The organism is Gemmatimonas sp. (genome assembly GCF_031426495.1).
Lineage (GTDB): Bacteria > Gemmatimonadota > Gemmatimonadetes > Gemmatimonadales > Gemmatimonadaceae > Gemmatimonas.
On the sequence record NZ_JANPLK010000089.1, the window covers coordinates 1 to 17,100 of the forward strand.

Annotated in this window: 14 protein-coding genes; all 14 read right to left on the reverse strand. The window is 64.0% G+C overall.

All coding sequences use genetic code 11. The features are described from left to right. Positions 1-212: 212 nt before the first annotated feature. Positions 213-836 (reverse strand): OmpH family outer membrane protein, encoded by a 624-nt coding sequence (locus RMP10_RS22970; RefSeq protein WP_309669744.1) that lies wholly within the window; start codon positions 834-836, stop codon positions 213-215. Positions 837-851: 15 nt separating this feature from the next. Continuing rightward, on the reverse strand, positions 852-3,314 hold the full coding sequence (gene bamA / locus RMP10_RS22975) for an outer membrane protein assembly factor BamA (protein WP_310572399.1): 2,463 nt from the start codon (positions 3,312-3,314) through the stop codon (positions 852-854). A gap of 68 nt (positions 3,315-3,382) precedes the next feature. Beyond that, positions 3,383-5,887, reverse strand: a complete 2,505-nt coding sequence (locus tag RMP10_RS22980; protein WP_310572400.1) for an ATP-dependent Clp protease ATP-binding subunit — start codon at positions 5,885-5,887, stop codon at positions 3,383-3,385. Between the two features lie 28 nt (positions 5,888-5,915). Then, the gene (locus tag RMP10_RS22985) at positions 5,916-7,016 is read right to left on the reverse strand and encodes a protein arginine kinase (RefSeq protein ID WP_310572401.1); all 1,101 of its coding nucleotides are present in this window, start codon (positions 7,014-7,016) and stop codon (positions 5,916-5,918) included. Beyond that, a complete protein-coding gene (locus RMP10_RS22990) occupies positions 7,013-7,501 on the reverse strand; it encodes a UvrB/UvrC motif-containing protein (RefSeq protein WP_310572402.1) in 489 nt (162 codons plus the stop codon). The genes RMP10_RS22985 and RMP10_RS22990 overlap by 4 nt, the downstream gene beginning before the upstream one ends. Then, positions 7,501-8,256 carry an ABC transporter ATP-binding protein gene (locus RMP10_RS22995; protein WP_310572403.1) on the reverse strand — a complete coding sequence of 252 codons (756 nt, stop codon included), beginning with the start codon at positions 8,254-8,256 and terminating at the stop codon, positions 7,501-7,503. The genes RMP10_RS22990 and RMP10_RS22995 overlap by 1 nt, the downstream gene beginning before the upstream one ends. Further along, positions 8,249-9,499 carry an ABC transporter permease gene (locus RMP10_RS23000; protein WP_309669738.1) on the reverse strand — a complete coding sequence of 417 codons (1,251 nt, stop codon included), beginning with the start codon at positions 9,497-9,499 and terminating at the stop codon, positions 8,249-8,251. The genes RMP10_RS22995 and RMP10_RS23000 overlap by 8 nt, the downstream gene beginning before the upstream one ends. A gap of 7 nt (positions 9,500-9,506) precedes the next feature. Continuing rightward, a complete protein-coding gene (gene lysS, locus RMP10_RS23005) occupies positions 9,507-10,997 on the reverse strand; it encodes a lysine--tRNA ligase (RefSeq protein WP_310572404.1) in 1,491 nt (496 codons plus the stop codon). Further along, a protein-coding gene (prfB, locus tag RMP10_RS23010) for a peptide chain release factor 2 (RefSeq protein ID WP_345785843.1) occupies positions 10,994-12,119 on the reverse strand; the annotation gives its coding sequence in 2 pieces (ribosomal slippage) (positions 10,994-12,055 and positions 12,057-12,119; 1,125 coding nt in all). The genes lysS and prfB overlap by 4 nt, the downstream gene beginning before the upstream one ends. Positions 12,120-12,247: 128 nt before the next feature. Next, positions 12,248-12,904: a zinc-ribbon domain-containing protein gene (locus tag RMP10_RS23015; RefSeq protein ID WP_310572405.1), complete on the reverse strand. Its 657-nt coding sequence runs from the start codon at positions 12,902-12,904 to the stop codon at positions 12,248-12,250. Further along, positions 12,904-13,932, reverse strand: a complete 1,029-nt coding sequence (locus RMP10_RS23020) for a diguanylate cyclase (protein WP_310572406.1) — start codon at positions 13,930-13,932, stop codon at positions 12,904-12,906. The genes RMP10_RS23015 and RMP10_RS23020 overlap by 1 nt, the downstream gene beginning before the upstream one ends. A gap of 174 nt (positions 13,933-14,106) precedes the next feature. Further along, the gene (locus RMP10_RS23025; protein ID WP_310572407.1) at positions 14,107-15,054 is read right to left on the reverse strand and encodes a hypothetical protein; all 948 of its coding nucleotides are present in this window, start codon (positions 15,052-15,054) and stop codon (positions 14,107-14,109) included. After that, complete coding sequence (locus RMP10_RS23030; protein ID WP_310572408.1) at positions 15,054-15,998, reverse strand: PorV/PorQ family protein; 945 nt, start codon at positions 15,996-15,998, stop codon at positions 15,054-15,056. Before RMP10_RS23030 ends, RMP10_RS23025 begins: the two co-directional genes overlap by 1 nt. 38 nt (positions 15,999-16,036) lie before the next feature. Next, entirely contained in the window at positions 16,037-16,915 is an 879-nt protein-coding gene (gene era / locus RMP10_RS23035; RefSeq protein ID WP_310572409.1) for a GTPase Era, read from the reverse strand. Between the last annotated feature and the right edge of the window lie 185 nt (positions 16,916-17,100).

Consider the following 17,100-nt stretch of genomic DNA (forward strand, 5'->3'; position numbering starts at 1 on the left):
CGCCTCCTACTTGCGCCGCAACGGCAGCGGCGGGGGATGGGGGGTGGGCCAGACCCCCCCCCCCCAGCGGGTCGATTGTACCCCCCCCGACAGCGGGCAGAACAACCTGGGGGGGGTATTGTTGTTTAGACCCGCCCGGGGGGCTCCGTGGGCTCCCCCCCCCCCCCCCCCCCCCGCCTGCGGATCCTTGGAACCGCCGCTCACTGCGGCGATCACTCCGTGGGCGGCTTCTTGGTGTTCAGACCCGCCGGGGCGCTCGTCGGACCGCCAAGAGGCGACTTCGCGGTGGCGGGCTTGGCAGCACCCGGCGCGGCACGCGGCGCCGCGAGGCGCAGCTTCGACACGACGCGATCAGTGATGTCCAGATTCTTGTCGGCCGACACGATCAGCGAACCCGCCGCCACGTCGAAGATGAAGGCGAAACCGCCCTCGGCACGGATGTCATCGAGCACCTTGCGCACGTTGTCCATGATCGGCTGCATGAGTTCGGCCTCACGCGCCTGCGCCTGTTCCTGCATCTTCTGCACGCGATCCTGATACTCCGCCTGCTTCTCACGAAGCGTCTTGAGGCGAGCCTCCTTCGCGGCCGGCGACAGCGACACTTCTTCCTTCGCATACGCTTCCTGCAGCGTATTCAGCGAATCGGACAGCTTCTGCACCGCCGCGCGCATGGACGTCATGTCCTTGTCGAACTGCGCCTCGGCTTCAGTACGGCCCGGGGCGGACTGCAGAATGGCCGCAGAGTTCACGTAGGCGAACTTTTGTCCCTGCGCCGAAGCCAGGGCGGGTACACCGAGCACCAAGGCGCAAGCGCCAACGAACGAGGAAAGACGCATAAGGATGTCCTGAGTTTAGAAGAGCTGACCGAGTCGGAAATGGAACTGCCACTTAGGATCGGGCCGAATGCGTCCGGTCACCAGATCCACGGTGGTGCGATCAAAGCCATACGCCATGTCCAATCCAAGCGGTCCCAGCGGCGTAACGGTAGATACCCCGAATCCGGCGGAACGGAAGAGCCGGGTCGGATTGATCTGCCGCGCCGACGACCAGTTGTTGCCGGCGTCGGTAAAGGCGTTGAGATAGAACATCTGGTTGAACCGTACGCCGATCTCACCGGTGAGCGTCATGAACGCGTTACCGAACGACGCCGGATCGGAGCGGTACTGGTCCGTATTCGGGTTGAACCCGACCGGGGTAATCGAGAACTCCGGGTAGCCACGCAACTGCTGGCCGAACATCACACCGCCGACCGCGAACTGCTGCTGGAAGAAGAACGGACCCGAGTTGCCGAACAGGCTGCCGGCGCGCGCCGTGAGCCCCATCGTAAACTTGATAGGCTGCGAACCCGGGTTCGTTCCACCGAGCTGCCCCAGCTGCGTGTACGCGCGCATTTCCGTGGTCAGGCGCTGGAAGTTCACCGTGCCGCCCAATGGACCGCCGCTGAAGTCTGCGGTGACCGTCCGCATGGACCCGCCCGTCGCAAAGGGCAGATCGATCCGGGTGTCGTACGTGTACTCGAGCCCGAGGTTAGAACGGAAGCAGTTCCTGGTGCACGTGTTCTGGATCGTGCCCGAGGTGAACGTGGCCGATTCTCCATTGTACGACACGGCCATCGTCGAGAAGTACGACCACGGCACCGGCAGGCCGAATCGCAGCTGCGAACCGGTGCGGATGTTCTGGCCCAGGTTGCCGACAATGAAGCGGGACTGCGTACGATAGGCGCTGATCGCACCCGACACTCGGGAGCCGCGCAGTGCAGGATCGGTATACGTGGCCGTGAAGTCGTTGAAGAAGCGGCCGTACTGCCAATTCAGTTTGCCCTGCTTGCACAGGCCGAACAGGTTGGGCTGCTCGAGACCGATGAAGCCACCAAAGCCCACGCCGCCCTGCCCCATCGACGCACCGAAGTTGATCGAACCGGTGCGCTTCTCCTTCACACGGAACACGATGTCGACGTCGCCCTGATCATTCACAGGACGGTAGTCCGGGAACGGCATCGGCGACTCGAAGAAGTTCATGTTGCCGATGCTCTGATAGCTACGGATCAACGCGGCCTGATTGAACACGCCACCGGGCACGAGGAAGATCTGTCGGCGAATGCAGTCGTCGGCTGTGAAGTCGTTGCCGAGAATCTCGATGCGATTCACGATCGCCGGATTCTTCTCGTCGATTTCCCAGCGCAAGTTCACCGTCGGAATCGAGTCCGGTCCCTCGAGCTTGCGCTCGAGGACGGGATTGATGCGCGCGTACAGATAGCCGTTGTTGCGGTACTCGGCGTTCACTTTCTCGATCGCGTCATCCCACTTGTGCTGATCGAAAATGCCTTCGGGGGCGGCGGCCTCGCGCTTGATCAAGCCCTTCACGCGCTGCGTCAGCGTGGGGTCGTTGCCTTCGAACGGATAGAACTTCTTGAGGTCTTCGGTCGGGAAGCGCCGGTTGCCCGCCACTTCGAAGGTGCCGATGCGATAGCGCGGCCCTTCCTCGATCCCGATCTGCACCAGCCCCTTTCCCTTCTCGCGATCGACGATCAGCGTGTCTTTCGCAATGCGCATGTCAACGTGGCCCAGGCGCGAGAACAGCGCCGGGATACGCTCACCGAGGTCCCCGACGTACTTGTCTTCGTCGAACTCGCCCTTGCGGAACCACCAGAACCCCTCGGGCTTGGTTTTCATCGCCGATACAACCTGCTTTTCCTTCACCGACGTATTGCCTACGATGTCGATGCCGGCGATCGCTAAGCGACGACCCTCATCCACCGTGTAGGTGATGCCAATGCGATCGTCGTCCATCTTCACGGAGTCGATCGTCACGCGCGCGAGGTAGTATCCAGACGCCTCGTACGTGGAGTCGATACGCGCTCGCGCCTTGGCGAGCATCATCGGGTCGATAGGGCGGCCAACCAACAGGTCGATCTTGTCACGCACCGACCGCTCAGAGACGTTTTTCGGGCCCACGACCTTGATTTCGCCAAGGATCGCACGCTCCCGTACCTGAATGACGGTCAGCACCTTTTCCGGCACGCTCTCGAGATCGCAGAGCAGCTGGATATCGTCGAAGAGGTTCAGCGCGTACAGCCCCTTCATGGAGCGCTGAATCGACGGGAAGTTGAGTGGCGTCCCGGGCGTCAGGCCCACCTCGCTACGGATGCGCGCATCGGGCGTTCGCGTGTTGCCACGGATCGCGATGGAGTCGGGGGACGCACAGCGCCCCGTCACGTCTTGGCCGGTCGCCGCACGAGGGGCAACCGCAGACGCACACAGGGCGATACCGGCCAACACCAACCGGGCCGTTCTTTGGGGGACGCTCTTCAGCATAGCCTTTGAATATACACCGAAACGGCAAGCGGCCGGACCCCTAGGGTCCGGCCGCCGCTGATCCTGTCTTACGCCTGGGGCGTAGGGGACAGGACGCGGAACTCCAGTTTCTCCTTCTCCGTGGTCGAGACCGCGACTTCGATCTCGTCCCCCTTGGAGAATTCGCCCAGGAGGATCTTCTCGGAAAGCGGATCCTCGATGTACCGCTGAATCGCCCGCTTGAGCGGACGAGCGCCGTAGTGCTCGTCGTGCCCGTGGTCAACCAGGAACTCGGTCGCCGCGTCGGTCAGCTTGATCGTGATCTCCTCCTCGGCCAAACGCTTCTGCACGTCGGCGAATAGGATCGACACGATCTTCGAGATGTGCTCCTTCCCGAGCGGGTGGAACACGATCACGTCGTCGAGACGATTGAGGAATTCAGGGTTGAACACGCGCCCCATTTCCTCCTTCACCTTCTCCGAAATACGCTCGAAATCCCCTCGCGCATCGTTACCGGCGAAGCCCAGCGACTTGCCCCGCGTGATGTCCTTCGCGCCCACGTTCGACGTCATGATGACGACGGTGTTCTTGAAGTCGATCACCCGGCCGTAATTGTCGGTGAGGTGACCCTCATCGAGCACCTGCAACAGAATGTTGAACACGTCAGGGTGTGCCTTCTCGATTTCGTCCAGCAGGACGACCGAATATGGCTTGCGGCGCACGGCCTTCGTGAGCGTGCCGGAGTCTTCGTAGCCCACGTACCCCGGCGGCGCACCGATGAGCCGCGACACGGAGAACTTCTCCATGTACTCGCTCATGTCGACACGGATCAGGGCCGACGTATCGGCGAACAGGAACTTGGCCAGCGACCGCGCCAGCTCGGTCTTGCCGACGCCCGTAGGCCCCGAGAAGATGAACGAACCGATCGGACGACGCGGATCCTTCAGGCCGGCGCGGCTGCGGCGAATGGAGCGGGCAAGCGCCTTGATCGCCTCGTCCTGACCGACCACTGACTGGTGCAGCTCGTCTTCCATACGGAGCAGACGCGCCGTCTCCGCTTCCTGAAGGCGCGTGACGGGAATGCCCGTCCAGCGGCTCACGATGAACGCGATCTCTTCCTCGCCAAGCGTGGGGCGGTGCGACTGACGCCGCTGCTCCCAGTCTTCCTGCTTGCGACGGATCTGCGCCTGCAGATCGCGCTCGTTATCCCGCAACGAGGCCGCTCGCTCGAAATTCTGATCGCGAACCGCTGCTTCCTTTTCGTTGTTGATCGCTTCCAGCTGTTCCTTGAGCTCCGCGACCTCGGCCGGCGGCACCTGCGCCGCCAGACGTGCGCGTGCCCCAGCCTCGTCGATCACGTCGATCGCCTTATCCGGCAGGAAACGGTCGGTGATGTAGCGTTCCGACAACTTGGCCGCGGCGAGCAACGTCTCGTCGGGGATGTTCACGCGGTGGTGGTCCTCGTACTTCTTGCGGAGCCCCTGCAGAATCTGCACGGTCTCATCGATCGAGGGCGGCTCGACCACGACCGTCTGGAATCGACGCTCGAGGGCTCCGTCCTTCTCGATGTACTTGCGATACTCGTTGAGCGTGGATGCACCGACGCACTGCAGTTCGCCGCGCGCGAGCGCCGGCTTCAGCATGTTGCTGGCGTCGATCGCGCCTTCGGCCGCACCGGCACCAACGAGCGTGTGCAACTCGTCGATGAACAGAATGACCTGCTTGTTCTGCGCGATCTCGTTCATGACCGCCTTGAGGCGCTCCTCGAACTGGCCACGGTATTTCGTGCCGGCAATGACCGCCGCCATGTCGAGCGACAGCACGCGGTTGTCGCGGAGCGAATCCGGGCAGTCGCCGTTGGCGATGAGCTGCGCGAGTCCTTCCACGATGGCCGTCTTGCCCACACCGGGCTCGCCGATCAGCACCGGGTTGTTCTTCTTCCGGCGCGTGAGCACTTCCATCACGCGCTCGATTTCCTTCGCCCGTCCGATCGTGGGATCGAGCTGCCCTTCCGCAGCAAGCTGCGTGAGGTCTCGGCAGAAATGATCGAGGGCCGGCGTCTTCGACTTCTTGTCGCCCTTGGCCGGTGCCGCCGACGGTGGAACGCTGCCGGCCTTCTCGGCCTGCGGCGCCGCTCCGCCCTGCGGCATTTCCGTACCCAGCAAACGCAGCGTTTCCGCGCGCGCCGCTTCGAGATTGACGCCCGCGTCGGTCAACACCTGCGCGGCGATCCCCTTCTCTTCACGAAGGAGGCCGAGCAACAGGTGTTCGGTGCCGACGTAGCTGTGATTGAGATCGCGGGCTTCCGCCATCGCGAGCTCGAGCACTTTCTTGGCGCGCGAGGTATACGGCAAATCAGGTCCGGTGGCCTGTGCCGCTTTCCCCTTCTTGACGGTGTCCTCGATCTTCTGGGTAACGTCGTCGAGATCCACGTTGAGGTTTTGCAGCACCGCCGCCGCAACGCCCTCACCCTCGCGGATCAGGCCGAGCAGGATATGCTCAGTGCCCACATACTCGTGATGCAGACGTGCCGCTTCCTCGCGTGCCATCGCGAGAACTTTCCGCACCCGCTCGGTGAAGTTGTAGCCGTTCATCGTCCCCTCAGGGTCGTAGGGAAGCGGATCATTCGACGCCGCCGCCTTCGCTCACCAATACCTGACGCACGTATTTGGCGCGCGCCAGATTGGTCTCGCTTTCCGTCAACGTACGTTGCTCCAAGTGAGCAAGATGCGCCGACTGGGCAAAGATCAGGAGCTTGTTGAGTGTGTATACACTGAGCCCAGTGATCAGTTTCAGGCCAACCGCCAGACGTACTCCACTCAGGTAGTTCATGGCTTCGTCGAAGGTGAGACTGCGGGCGTACCGCAGCGTCCCATAGGCGCGCCACAACTTGTCCTCGATAATATAGCCCGCGTCACGGACGAGGACACGACGCGCTTCCTCCTCGCGTTCGATCACATGGCGCACGACGCGGACCAACAGGTCCTGCAACTCTTCTTCCGACCGCCCAAGTGTGGTTTGGTTCGACAGCTGGAAGAAATTCCCGACCACCTCACTGCCTTCCCCGTACAAGCCGCGATAGGTGAGCCCCATCTGCTGCAGCCCGGACAGCACCTTCCCGATCTCCTTGGTCAACACCAGGCCGGGAAGGTGAATAAGGACTGAGGCCCGCAGACCCGTTCCCGCGTTCGTCGGGCAGGCCGTCAGGAAGCCGAACTCCCGATGAAACGCAAACGGCACCTGCGAGCCGAGTTCGCGATCCAACTGATGCACCGACTCGAAGGCCTGCGGCACGGCAAAACCGGACCGCAGCGACTGCAGCCGAAGGTGGTCTTCCTCGTTCACCAGGAGGCCGACCGATTCGCCAAGGAATACGGCGGCGCCGGTCCGGATCGGATGCTGCGGATCGAGTCCCGCGAGTTCCTTGCTGACCAGATGGCGCTCATGCAGCAGCTGCCGGTCGACCGTGGCCAGCTCATCGAGGCGCACCAAAAGGCTCCCACTCAACGATGGAACGGCACCGAGGGCATCGCGGACCTGTGCCAGCATCCGCAGCCGCTCACCGTCGCGGGCGCGACCCGTGAACGCATAGCCCGACACGTTGCGCGCCAGCCGCATCCGGGTCGAGATCACGACATCCGCATTGGGGCCGGATGCGTCCAGCCATCGCACCCCGCCGTCGGGCAGGAGCGACAGATCCAGAGCCGGCCGTGGGGACGTCATTCGATCACCTTGATGCGGTCGCGCAGCTCGGCTGCCAGTTCAAACTGCTCGGTGTCGACCGCTCGTTGCAGGCGATCGCGCAAATCATGGATCGAGTCGGGCTTGGGCGTTGCGACGTGGGTGACGGGCGCGTCGTAGCGCTGCCCCACGTGCCGCGAGCTACCATGCAGGCGACGCAGCAGTTCGCGCAGGCTCTTTTCCATCGCATCGTAGCAGTGCGGGCAGCCCAGACGTCCCGTCGCGCGGAAATCACGCGCGGTGGCCCCGCAGAACGAGCAGGCGGCGGCGTCCTCACTCGTGGTGGCCGCCTGCTGCTGAACGGCCTGCAGAATGTCACCGAGCGGGTGCTGGGCGACGGCGACCGTGGTCTCCACTCCCTTCTCCGCGGCGCACTTCTCGCAGAGATGGAGCTGCGTGACCGCGTTGTCCACGATGCGCGTCAAATTCACGACGGCATCGCGCTCTTTGCAGTTATCGCAGATCATCAGCCCTCCGTCCCCAGACCGTTCGTCACGACCAACCGTCCTCCTTCCAACAATAGCGCCCGATCGGCTCGGGCAGCCAGCGACTGATTGTGGGTCACGACGACCAGACCCAACGAGAGATCACGAGCGAGCTCCGAGAACAAATCGTGAAGTCGCTCGGCGTTGTGCAGATCCAGATTGCCGCTGGGCTCGTCGGCCAGGAGCAGCGCCGGCTCGGCCGCCAGCGCACGCGCCACGGCCGTTCGCTGCTGCTCGCCACCCGACATGGCCCCGGGGCGATGATGACGGCGCGCCGACAGTCCGACCCGCTCCAGCAGATGCTCGGCCCGCTGCTGCGCGATGCGATCGGACACACCGGCAATCCGCAGCGGCATCATCACGTTCTCCAACGCCGAGAACTCGCGGAGGAGATGATGAAATTGAAACACGAACCCGACCGCACGGTTCCTGAGCCTGGCGACGGCCTCGTCATCGAGGCCACCGACACTGTGGCCAGCAAGTTCGATGCGACCCGCCGACGGCCGCTCGAGCGCACCGAGCACGTGCAACAACGTGCTCTTGCCCGCCCCACTAGCGCCGACCACGGCCACCATCTCCCCGCGCTTCACCGTGATCGAGACCTCGTCGAGAATCCGGATGACACCACCGTCACCACCAAGAAATTCCTTGACGAGCCCCACCGCATGCACGACCGGCGGCTCACCCGACGCCACGCCTTCACCGGCGGCGCTGTCCGCCGTGATCGACTCACTCATGGCGGATCGCATCGACCGGGTAGAGCCGCGCGGCCTGAGCAGCAGGATACAACGTGGCCAGCGCCGTGATCACGAGGCTGGACACGATGATGAGCAGGACGTCGGGAATCTGAAGAGCGACTGGCAGGTGATCGATGAAATACACCGACGGGTCGAGGGAAATCAGCTGGTACTTTTCAAGCAGCAGCGACAGGAAGAGTCCGATCGCGACGCCACCTCCCGTGCCAACTGCTCCTACAACGATTCCCTGGTACAGAAAGATCCGACGGATCGACTTGGCCGGCATACCCATGGCCCGGAGAATGCCGATCTCACGCGTCTTGTCGGACACGACCATCGTGAGCGTGCTGACGATGTTGAACGCGGCAACGACCACGATGAGTAACAGGATGACACCCATGCCGAGCCGCTCGAGCTTGAGCGCCTGGAACAGCGAGCGGTTCTGCTCTTGCCAGTCGATCGCGCGCACGGGCGCCTTGAGGTTCGCCCGAAGCGAATCCGCCACCGCCGGCGCCTGCCAGCGATCGACCGCCCGCACCTCGATGCCGGTGACATCGTCGCCGAGTCCGGCGAACCGCTGCGCGGCCGCCAGCTCGAGGTACAGGTACGCGTTGTCGTACTCGTACATGCCCGTTTCGAAGACGCCCGAAACGACCGCGCTGTCGAGCCGAGGAATGATCGCGCCGGTGGATGCGTTCATGTCGAGCCCCGCCGCCCCGACCAGGACGATCGTATCGCCCGGAAACGCATTCAGTTTCGACGCCAAGAGCTTGCCCAGCACCGCGCCGGGCAGTGACACGCTGTCGCGCGCGAACCGGAAGTCACCGAGGATCGCATGCGAGCGAATCGTCGTGACGTCAGCTCCCGCAATCCCATCGGCCTGAATGCCCATCACCTGCGTGCCGGTCATGTAGCCGGACAGATTCCGGACCATCCCCTGCGTGCTGACAAATGGCGCAGCCCGCACGACACCAGGCGTCTCCGCGACGGCCTCGCGCGTTGCTCGCCAGTTCGTCATGCGCATGCCATCGCCGTACGGCAACACGTGCACGTCCGGACTGCCCACGAGAATCTTCTCACGAAGATCGCGTTGCAGTCCGTTCATCACGCCCATGATGACGATCAGCGCACTGACGCCGACCAGCACACCGCCGATGGCGATGACGCTGATCAGCGACAGTAGGCGCGACCCGCGGCGACTGCGCAGGTAGCGCCACGCGATCGACAACTCGAGGCCAGTCACGAAATGATTACTCGGGGCGCATGGTGGGGAACAGGATCACGTCGCGGATGTTCTGCGTGTCGGTGAGATACATGAACAGGCGATCGATCCCGATTCCCACTCCGCCAGTCGGCGGCATGCCGTACTCCATCGCGCGCAGATAATCGTCATCGACACCAGACGCCTCGTCATCACCGGCGTCGCGCAAGCGCGCCTGGGCCTCGAAGCGTTCGCGCTGATCGATTGGATCGTTCAGCTCGGAGAATGCGTTCGCCAGCTCCTTGCCGCGCGCAAACAGCTCGAAGCGCTCGGTCAGACCAGCCGGCCCGCCGCGCTTGGGCTTGGCCAACGGTGAGAGCTCGATCGGGTAGTCGACGACGAACGTGGGGGTGTCGATCTTTGACTCCACCAGCTCTTGGAACATCTCGTCGAGTACTTTCGGCCGGCTGAGCGTCGCCACCTTCTGCACGCCGATACGCTCGGCGGCCTGGCGAAGCGTGGCGTCGTCGGCCGCCATCACATCGACGCCGGCCGCTTTCGACAGCGAGGGCACCCATTCGATGCGCGGGAACGGCGTGATCAGCACCGGCACTTTCTCGCCCACGATCGGGATCGCGCGGATCGCATCGGCGGCGGAGACCATGAGCGTTTCCACCCGCTCCATCATCGTGGTGTAATCGGCGAACGCTTCGTAGAACTCGAGCATCGTGAACTCCGGATTGTGCGTCCGGTCGATGCCCTCGTTGCGGAAATCGTGCCCGATCTCGTACACGCGCTCGAAGCCACCCACGATCAAGCGCTTCAGATACAGCTCATCCGCGATGCGCAGATAGAGCGGCATGTCGAGCGTGTTGTGGTGCGTGATGAACGGACGCGCCGAGGCGCCACCGTACAACGGCTGCAGTACGGGTGTCTCCACCTCGAGATAATTCAACCCGTCGAGATGCGCGCGAACGCTACGCGTCAGCACCGAGCGCGCACGGAACAGCGCGCGCACCTCGGGATGCACCGCGAGGTCGGCGTACCGTTGCCGCGCCCGCTGTTCGGTATCGGAGAACCCAGAGTAGCGCACCAGCTGCCCATCGACCATCTGCTCCTTGCCGAACGGCAGCGGCCGCAGCGACTTCGAGAGCAGCGTGGCCTCCTTCACCTTCACGGTGGCTTCGCCGGTCTTCGTGCGCATCATCGAGCCGCGTACCCCGACCCAGTCGCCGAGGTCCCAGGCGTTGAGCTGCGCCCACGCCGCTTCACCGATCTCGTCGCGACGGAAGTACAGCTGCACGCGACCGTCCATGTCGGCCAGGTGCGCGAACGCCGTCTTACCCTGGCTGCGCCACGACGTGAGTCGACCGGCCACGGTGACCTCGGGGCCCTCGTCCGATGTGCCGAGGGCGGCCACCGCCTCGGTGGCCGTATGCGAGCGGTCGAACGAATACGCGAACGGTTCGGTGCCGGCCGCGCGCAACGCATCGAGCTTGTCGCGCCGCGCCTTCATCAGGAAATTCAGATCGTCGCTCACAGCGGACGCCCCTCCGCCTTCTCTTCGCTCTCCTGCTTCAAGTAGGCCTGGATGAACGGATCGATCCCGCCGTCCATGACCCTCTGGACATCGGCGATCTTGAGCTCGGTGCGGTGATCGTTGACCATCGTGTACGGTTGGAAGACGTAGCTGCGGATCTGGCTGCCGAACGACACATCCTGCTTGTCGGCATCGAGGAGGGCCTTGGCGGCGGCGAGCTTGTCCGACTCACGCTGATACAGCTTGTTCTTGAGCTGCTTCATCGCGGTCGCCTTGTTCTTGAACTGCGAGCGCTCGGCCTGCGATGCGCACACCAGTCCAGTGGGCATGTGCGTGATGCGCACCGCAGACGACGTCTTGTTGACGTGCTGTCCACCGGCACCCGACGCGCGATACACATCGATGCGCAGATCTTCGTCGCGTATTTCGATGTTGATCTCTTCGTTCACGACGGGATAGACGAAGACCGAGGCGAAGCTCGTATGACGCCGCGCCTGCGAATCGAAGGGAGAGATGCGGACGAGGCGATGCACGCCAGATTCCGGACGCAGGAAGCCATAGGCATACTGCCCCTTGATCTCGATCACGGCGCCCTTGATACCGGCCTCTTCGCCTTCGCTGAGATCAAGCATCTCGAGTTCGAAGCCTTTGCGCTCGGCCCAGCGCGTGTACATGCGCATGATCATCTCCGCCCAGTCCTGCGCCTCGGTCCCGCCGGCGCCAGCGCTGATCTCGATCTGCGCATCGCGGAAGTCATCGCGTCCGCGCAGCAGCGACTTGAGTTCGAACGCGTCGAGTTCCTCGACAATGCGCTCGGTCTCCGCGTCGAGGTCCTTGGACATCGCAGCGTCCGGCTCGAGGGCGAGCAGTTCGTCGATCTCGCGCGCCGATTCGATACGGGCGCTCAGCGAATCAATCGGCTCAATCCAACCCTTGAGCACCTTGACCTGCTGCACGATGTCCCGCGCGTGCTCCTGATCGTTCCAGAAGGCGCCGTCGGACATCTCATTCTCATAGGCGTTCAGCGTCGAGCGCTTGGCGTCGACGTCAAAGATACCTCCGCATGTCCACGAGCCGCTCTTCCGACCGTGTCAAGACCTTCAGCCGCTCTCCGTCCTGCATGCCGTGCCTCCAGATACGACGCGGGCCGCCCTCCGCGCGGGAGAGCGGCCCGTAGTGTCACCAGCTGTTACCAGCATTCGCGTGACATGGAAGGTACCCGGAGACGGCACTGGCTTCCAGCGGCAGTATCAGAACAGGCGGCGGCCGCCCGCGAGAATCTCATTGAGCGCTTCCTGGAAGTACGGCGAATGCTCGGCGACGTCCCGGCCGACCTGCTCCAGGTATTCCTCATAGCTCTTTTTGATCTCTTCGCGAAAGAGCTGACGCAACGTCCCGTGTCGGAGGCCCTCGTCACGCTTCTGCGGATGATACGCCACCAGATCGGACACGAGTGCCCGGGCAAGGCGACGCGCGCGTTGCGCCGGATCTGCGCGCAAAAACGGATTGATCGGACGCTTCCCCGCCGCCGGCGTCGCGGCGGCCGACGACGACAGCGGGGTCAACGTCGTCGCCGGTGAAGCGGTCGATGTCGTGGCCATCGACGCGCCGACGGGCTCGTACGCCGCGGGCACCGCAGCGAGAGCCGGCGGTGTCATGACACTGGCCGTCGGGGGCAACGCGGCAGCCGCCGGTACCGCGGACATCGGCGTCGCGCGCGCATGACCGGATCCGAACGGGGCTACGGCCGCGGTGGACGACGCGGGCGTCACCGAGACCGGCAACGTCCCTCCACCGATGGCAATCACGCCACCACACACGGAGCAGCGCGCGCGCACGCCCGTGGCGGGGACCTTCGCCGGATCCACGCGAAAGACCGACTTGCAGTCCGGACACGACACCGTCATCAGACGCCCCCTACACTGCGAATGCTCTGACGCTCGCGCAGCGCATCGATTGACGCACCGGCCGATATCGGAGCGACCGTTTCATCCCGTCGACGATCCACAGCCCAGACAGAGCCCGACAGTGTCTTCGCGTAACTCTTCATTTCCGTCGCCAACTCGCTGACCTCGATGCCCCGTGTGAAATGCCGGCGCTGATTGGTGACGACGCCAACCGAGAGCGTCATCAGCGGAACCCGATGTAACTGGCCGCGCCGATCCTTGCCGAAGAAATATCCCACACGACGGTCCTGCTCGGAATACTGCCACGGAATGAGTTCGTCAAAAACCCGGATCACTTCATCGCACACCCGGGGGACGGCCGCAAGCGGAATGGTGTACAGGAAGTCGTCCCCCCCAATGTGACCGACGAAGCCCTCCTCGACGCAGAGGCCCTTCACGACGTCGTGGAGAATGCGCGCCAGCAGTCGGATCACCTGATCGCCGTGGTGATAGCCGTAGCGGTCATTGAATTCTTTGAAGTGGTCCAGGTCGGCGTAGCAGGCCGCGAACTTCTCCCCGGACGCCACACGGCGGCTTAACTCCGCCTCGATTTCCCGCGTGCCAGGCAGCCGGGTGGACGGATGCACGTCGGTGTCGCGATCGCTGCGTCGCAGCATGGCTGAGAGTCGCGCCGTCGCCTCCTGATCGCTGACGTCGGCGCGGAGCACCTCGTCCGCATCGGCGTCGAACGCCTCGGCGAAGCGTTCCGCCGAGACGATCACGAGTACCGGGACGATCGCGGTGTAGGCATCGCGCTTGAGGCGACGGCACGTGCCGACCGCGAGCGCCTCCCAGTCGGCATCGCCACGGGCGTCGATCAGGATAAGTCTGGGGCGTGACTTCATCGCCTGAGGGCAGACGCCCGCGGCATCGGCGGTCTGCTGCCGAGGAATGCCCGCCGACGCCCACCACGCGGTCAACCACGACGGTTCATCCTGACCGATGGTCAGGTGAACCGCGACGTGCTCGTTGAAGCCGGGTGTGGTCATCGTCGAAGCGTGGATCAGGAGTGAGGGTGGGCGGAAGCCCCTCGGAGCGAGCCGAAGTGTGAAACCTCGCTCAACGTAGGACGATCACCATATCCCGTTCGCCACGATGTGTCGGCGGTCACACGCACTGTCACAAAATGAAGATGCCGGCGCCCCGTGCTCCAGAATCGCGTGCTAACGCACGCTGGGGACGAGACGAATCGCCGTACGCACCTGATGCTTCCCGTTCCGCGGGTCCCCCACCGGTTCGACCACGGTGTGGATGCTCTCCATGTTCAGGCCAACCACGCCGGCTCCGCCAAAGCGGCGAACTCGCACGCTGACGTATGCGTCAATCAGGCTGACCAAGTGATTGGCACCGATCAATCCCACGAAATTCACGGCCCGCTGCCCGCTCCGATTGGCACTGGCGATAGTTTGGGCGTACACGTCACGCTGGAGCTGCGCATCCCGCCAACTCCACTGATACGCCGCGGGCACTGCCCGAGACTGGTAAAACGCCATCGCTCGCTGGTACTCCGCACTGCCGACGGCGGGGGCCACGTCTGGATTGAGCCAGTACGTCTCTCGCGCCAGCAACCAACGCGCACCGTTGTACGTCGTCTCGTCGGTCTCGGGATCGACGGCGCCGCCGGGAATGCGATCGAAGGCCCCGCTCTCGAGGAACTTCTCCATCGACTCGTAATAGTCCCAGTTCCCGCGCGGTCGCTCACCGCCGAACGGCTGTCTGGCCACGTCGAAGGCCAACGCGCGATAGGCGTCGCGATCCCGATTGGCGTCACGGCGGGCGCGCACCTGCTGCAGGATGAGGTAGCCTTCGGCCACCAGGTAGCCGACGCTCCGCTGCTGTCCCATGGCGAACTGGCCGGCACCGGGCACGACGCCGGAGAGGACGGGCGCCCACCACGGTGCCCGTCCTCCCGAGGTCGAGCGCCACACATGATCGACGCCGGGCCGCGATTCATCGCCGGTGCGGTCACTGGAGGGCACAGCGGTCGTCGCCGTCGCGGCCGGCCCCGTCGCGGTACGCAGTGCCACCGGCACGCCCCCCTGAGCCGCCACCATCGAGGCTGACATCAGCACGCACAGGCCAGTGGCCGCCGTGACAAGCCGCCGTCGCATCAGAAGCGAGCCCGCAGGGAGATGTACGTGGGCGGCTCACCGAGCTGCGCTGACGCAGCGTCGAATCGCCGAGCCAGATCAAGCGCGAAGCCGCCCCGCTGAAAGCCGAAGCCGATGGACGGCCCCTTCGCGTCGCCAGGCTGCAGTTTGTAGCCTCCGCGCAGGAAGGCGACATCCCGATACCCCAGAATCACGCCTACGCCGCCTGCGGCGCCATTCAAGGCCGCGGCGCTCTGCACATCCAACGTGACGTCGAGCGAAGCCCCGGCCTCCGCGAGCGACGACACCGGCAGCCGCGCCTTGCCGCCGACCTGGATGATGCGCGGGAGCGGATCCGCCTGCTCGGCGTCCTTCACCTGCAACGCGGGGCCGAGATTGCGCACCGACGCGCCGATGGTGATCGGGAGCGATGTGGGCAGCACATACTGTGCGCCGAGATCCAGCGCACTCGTGGAGCCCGAGATGACGGGCACGTTGCCACAAATGCCGGTACACTGGAATCGCAGCATGATGAACTTGTACGTCACGCCGGCACTCAATCGCTTGCCGACGGGAGTCGCGTACGAGAGCGCGAGTTGGTAGTTCCGGTTCGTGATAGTGCCGATCTCGGTACCGTTGACCGGGTCGGTGGCCGCCTGGTCACCGTAGTTCACCAAATACGCCGCCGCCGCCAACGTCCCCAAGATGCGCGAAGGGATCGCGAACGTGAGCATGTCGCTAGTCGCGATCAGCGTCTGCGAATGGTGCACGGCCAATTCCCTCTTGCCGATGCGCGCCAGGGCGGCGGCATTCCACCACATTGCTTCCGTTCCCAGCGTGGAATCGGCGACGACGGCTTCACCCTGGGCGACCGCGTGTGCTCCGAACGGGACGAGCAGAAAGAGTCCACCATTCTGCGCATGCGCGTACGACGCCGTGCTCACGCTCACCCCGAGCACGGCCATCGCGCGAACGCAACGCTCAAGCCACGGCCGCCCGCGTCTCACGTCTTTTCGTTCGGGTCGCCGTATCCCAACCGCAACACGGCATTGCGATTCCGACGCCAGTTCGGGAGCACCTTCACCCACAGATCGAGATAGACGGGTTGCCCAACGAAGCGCTCGATTTTCTCGCGCGCTACGCGGCCAAGCTTCTTGATTTGCTGTCCGTTGGCTCCGATCACAATCCGTTTCTGGCTGTCGCGTTCGACGTGCAGGACCGCACGAATGTACAGCGGAGTAGAGCCCTCGCGAAACTCCTCAATTTCACACGCAAGCGCATGGGGCAATTCGTCACCGAGTTGCTCGAGCGCCGTTTCGCGCACGAACTCGGCGCAGAAGAACTTCACCGGCTGCGTGGAGAGTTCGTCGGCGGGATAGAGATAGGGACTTTCTGGTAGTCGCTCCGTGATCGCGTTCACCAGGCGATCCATGCCGTCGCCGGTGTGCGCTGAGAGGAGGACGGCTTCCGGGTAGTGCTCGAGCAACGCGAACTTCTTCGGCTCGTCGATGAGATCGATCTTATTGAGCGCGAGGAGGACTTTGGCCCGCGGAGCGCGCTCGAGCCCTGCCGCAGTCGCGAAGTCACTCGGAATGGTGGCCGTCGCATCGACGACGTGCACGAGCACATCGGCGTCGCGGACTGCGGCGAGGGCGGCGTTGCGCATCGCGCTGTGCAGCGTGTCTTTCGGTTCCAGCAGACCGGGTGTGTCGAGAATGACCATTTGCGTGTCATTCTCCGTCCGCAGACCGAGGATCCGGTGGCGTGTGCTCTGCGCCTTGCTCGAGGTGATCGCGAGCTTTTCACCGACGAGTCGGTTGAGGAGGGTGGAGTTGCCGGGATTGGGGAAACCGGCGACCGTAACGATACCAGCCCGTGTCATGAACTCAGGTTCGGGTGAATGCGACTTGGAAGTGAACGGTAGTGATACACAGAAGCCCCCGCCACCGGAATCCGTAAGGATCGGTGACGGGGGCTTCACAAGGTGCCGGCATCGGCCTACTCTCCCGCGGTCTCTCGACCGGAGTACCATCGGCGCTGCTTGGCTTAACGACCGTGTTCGGGATG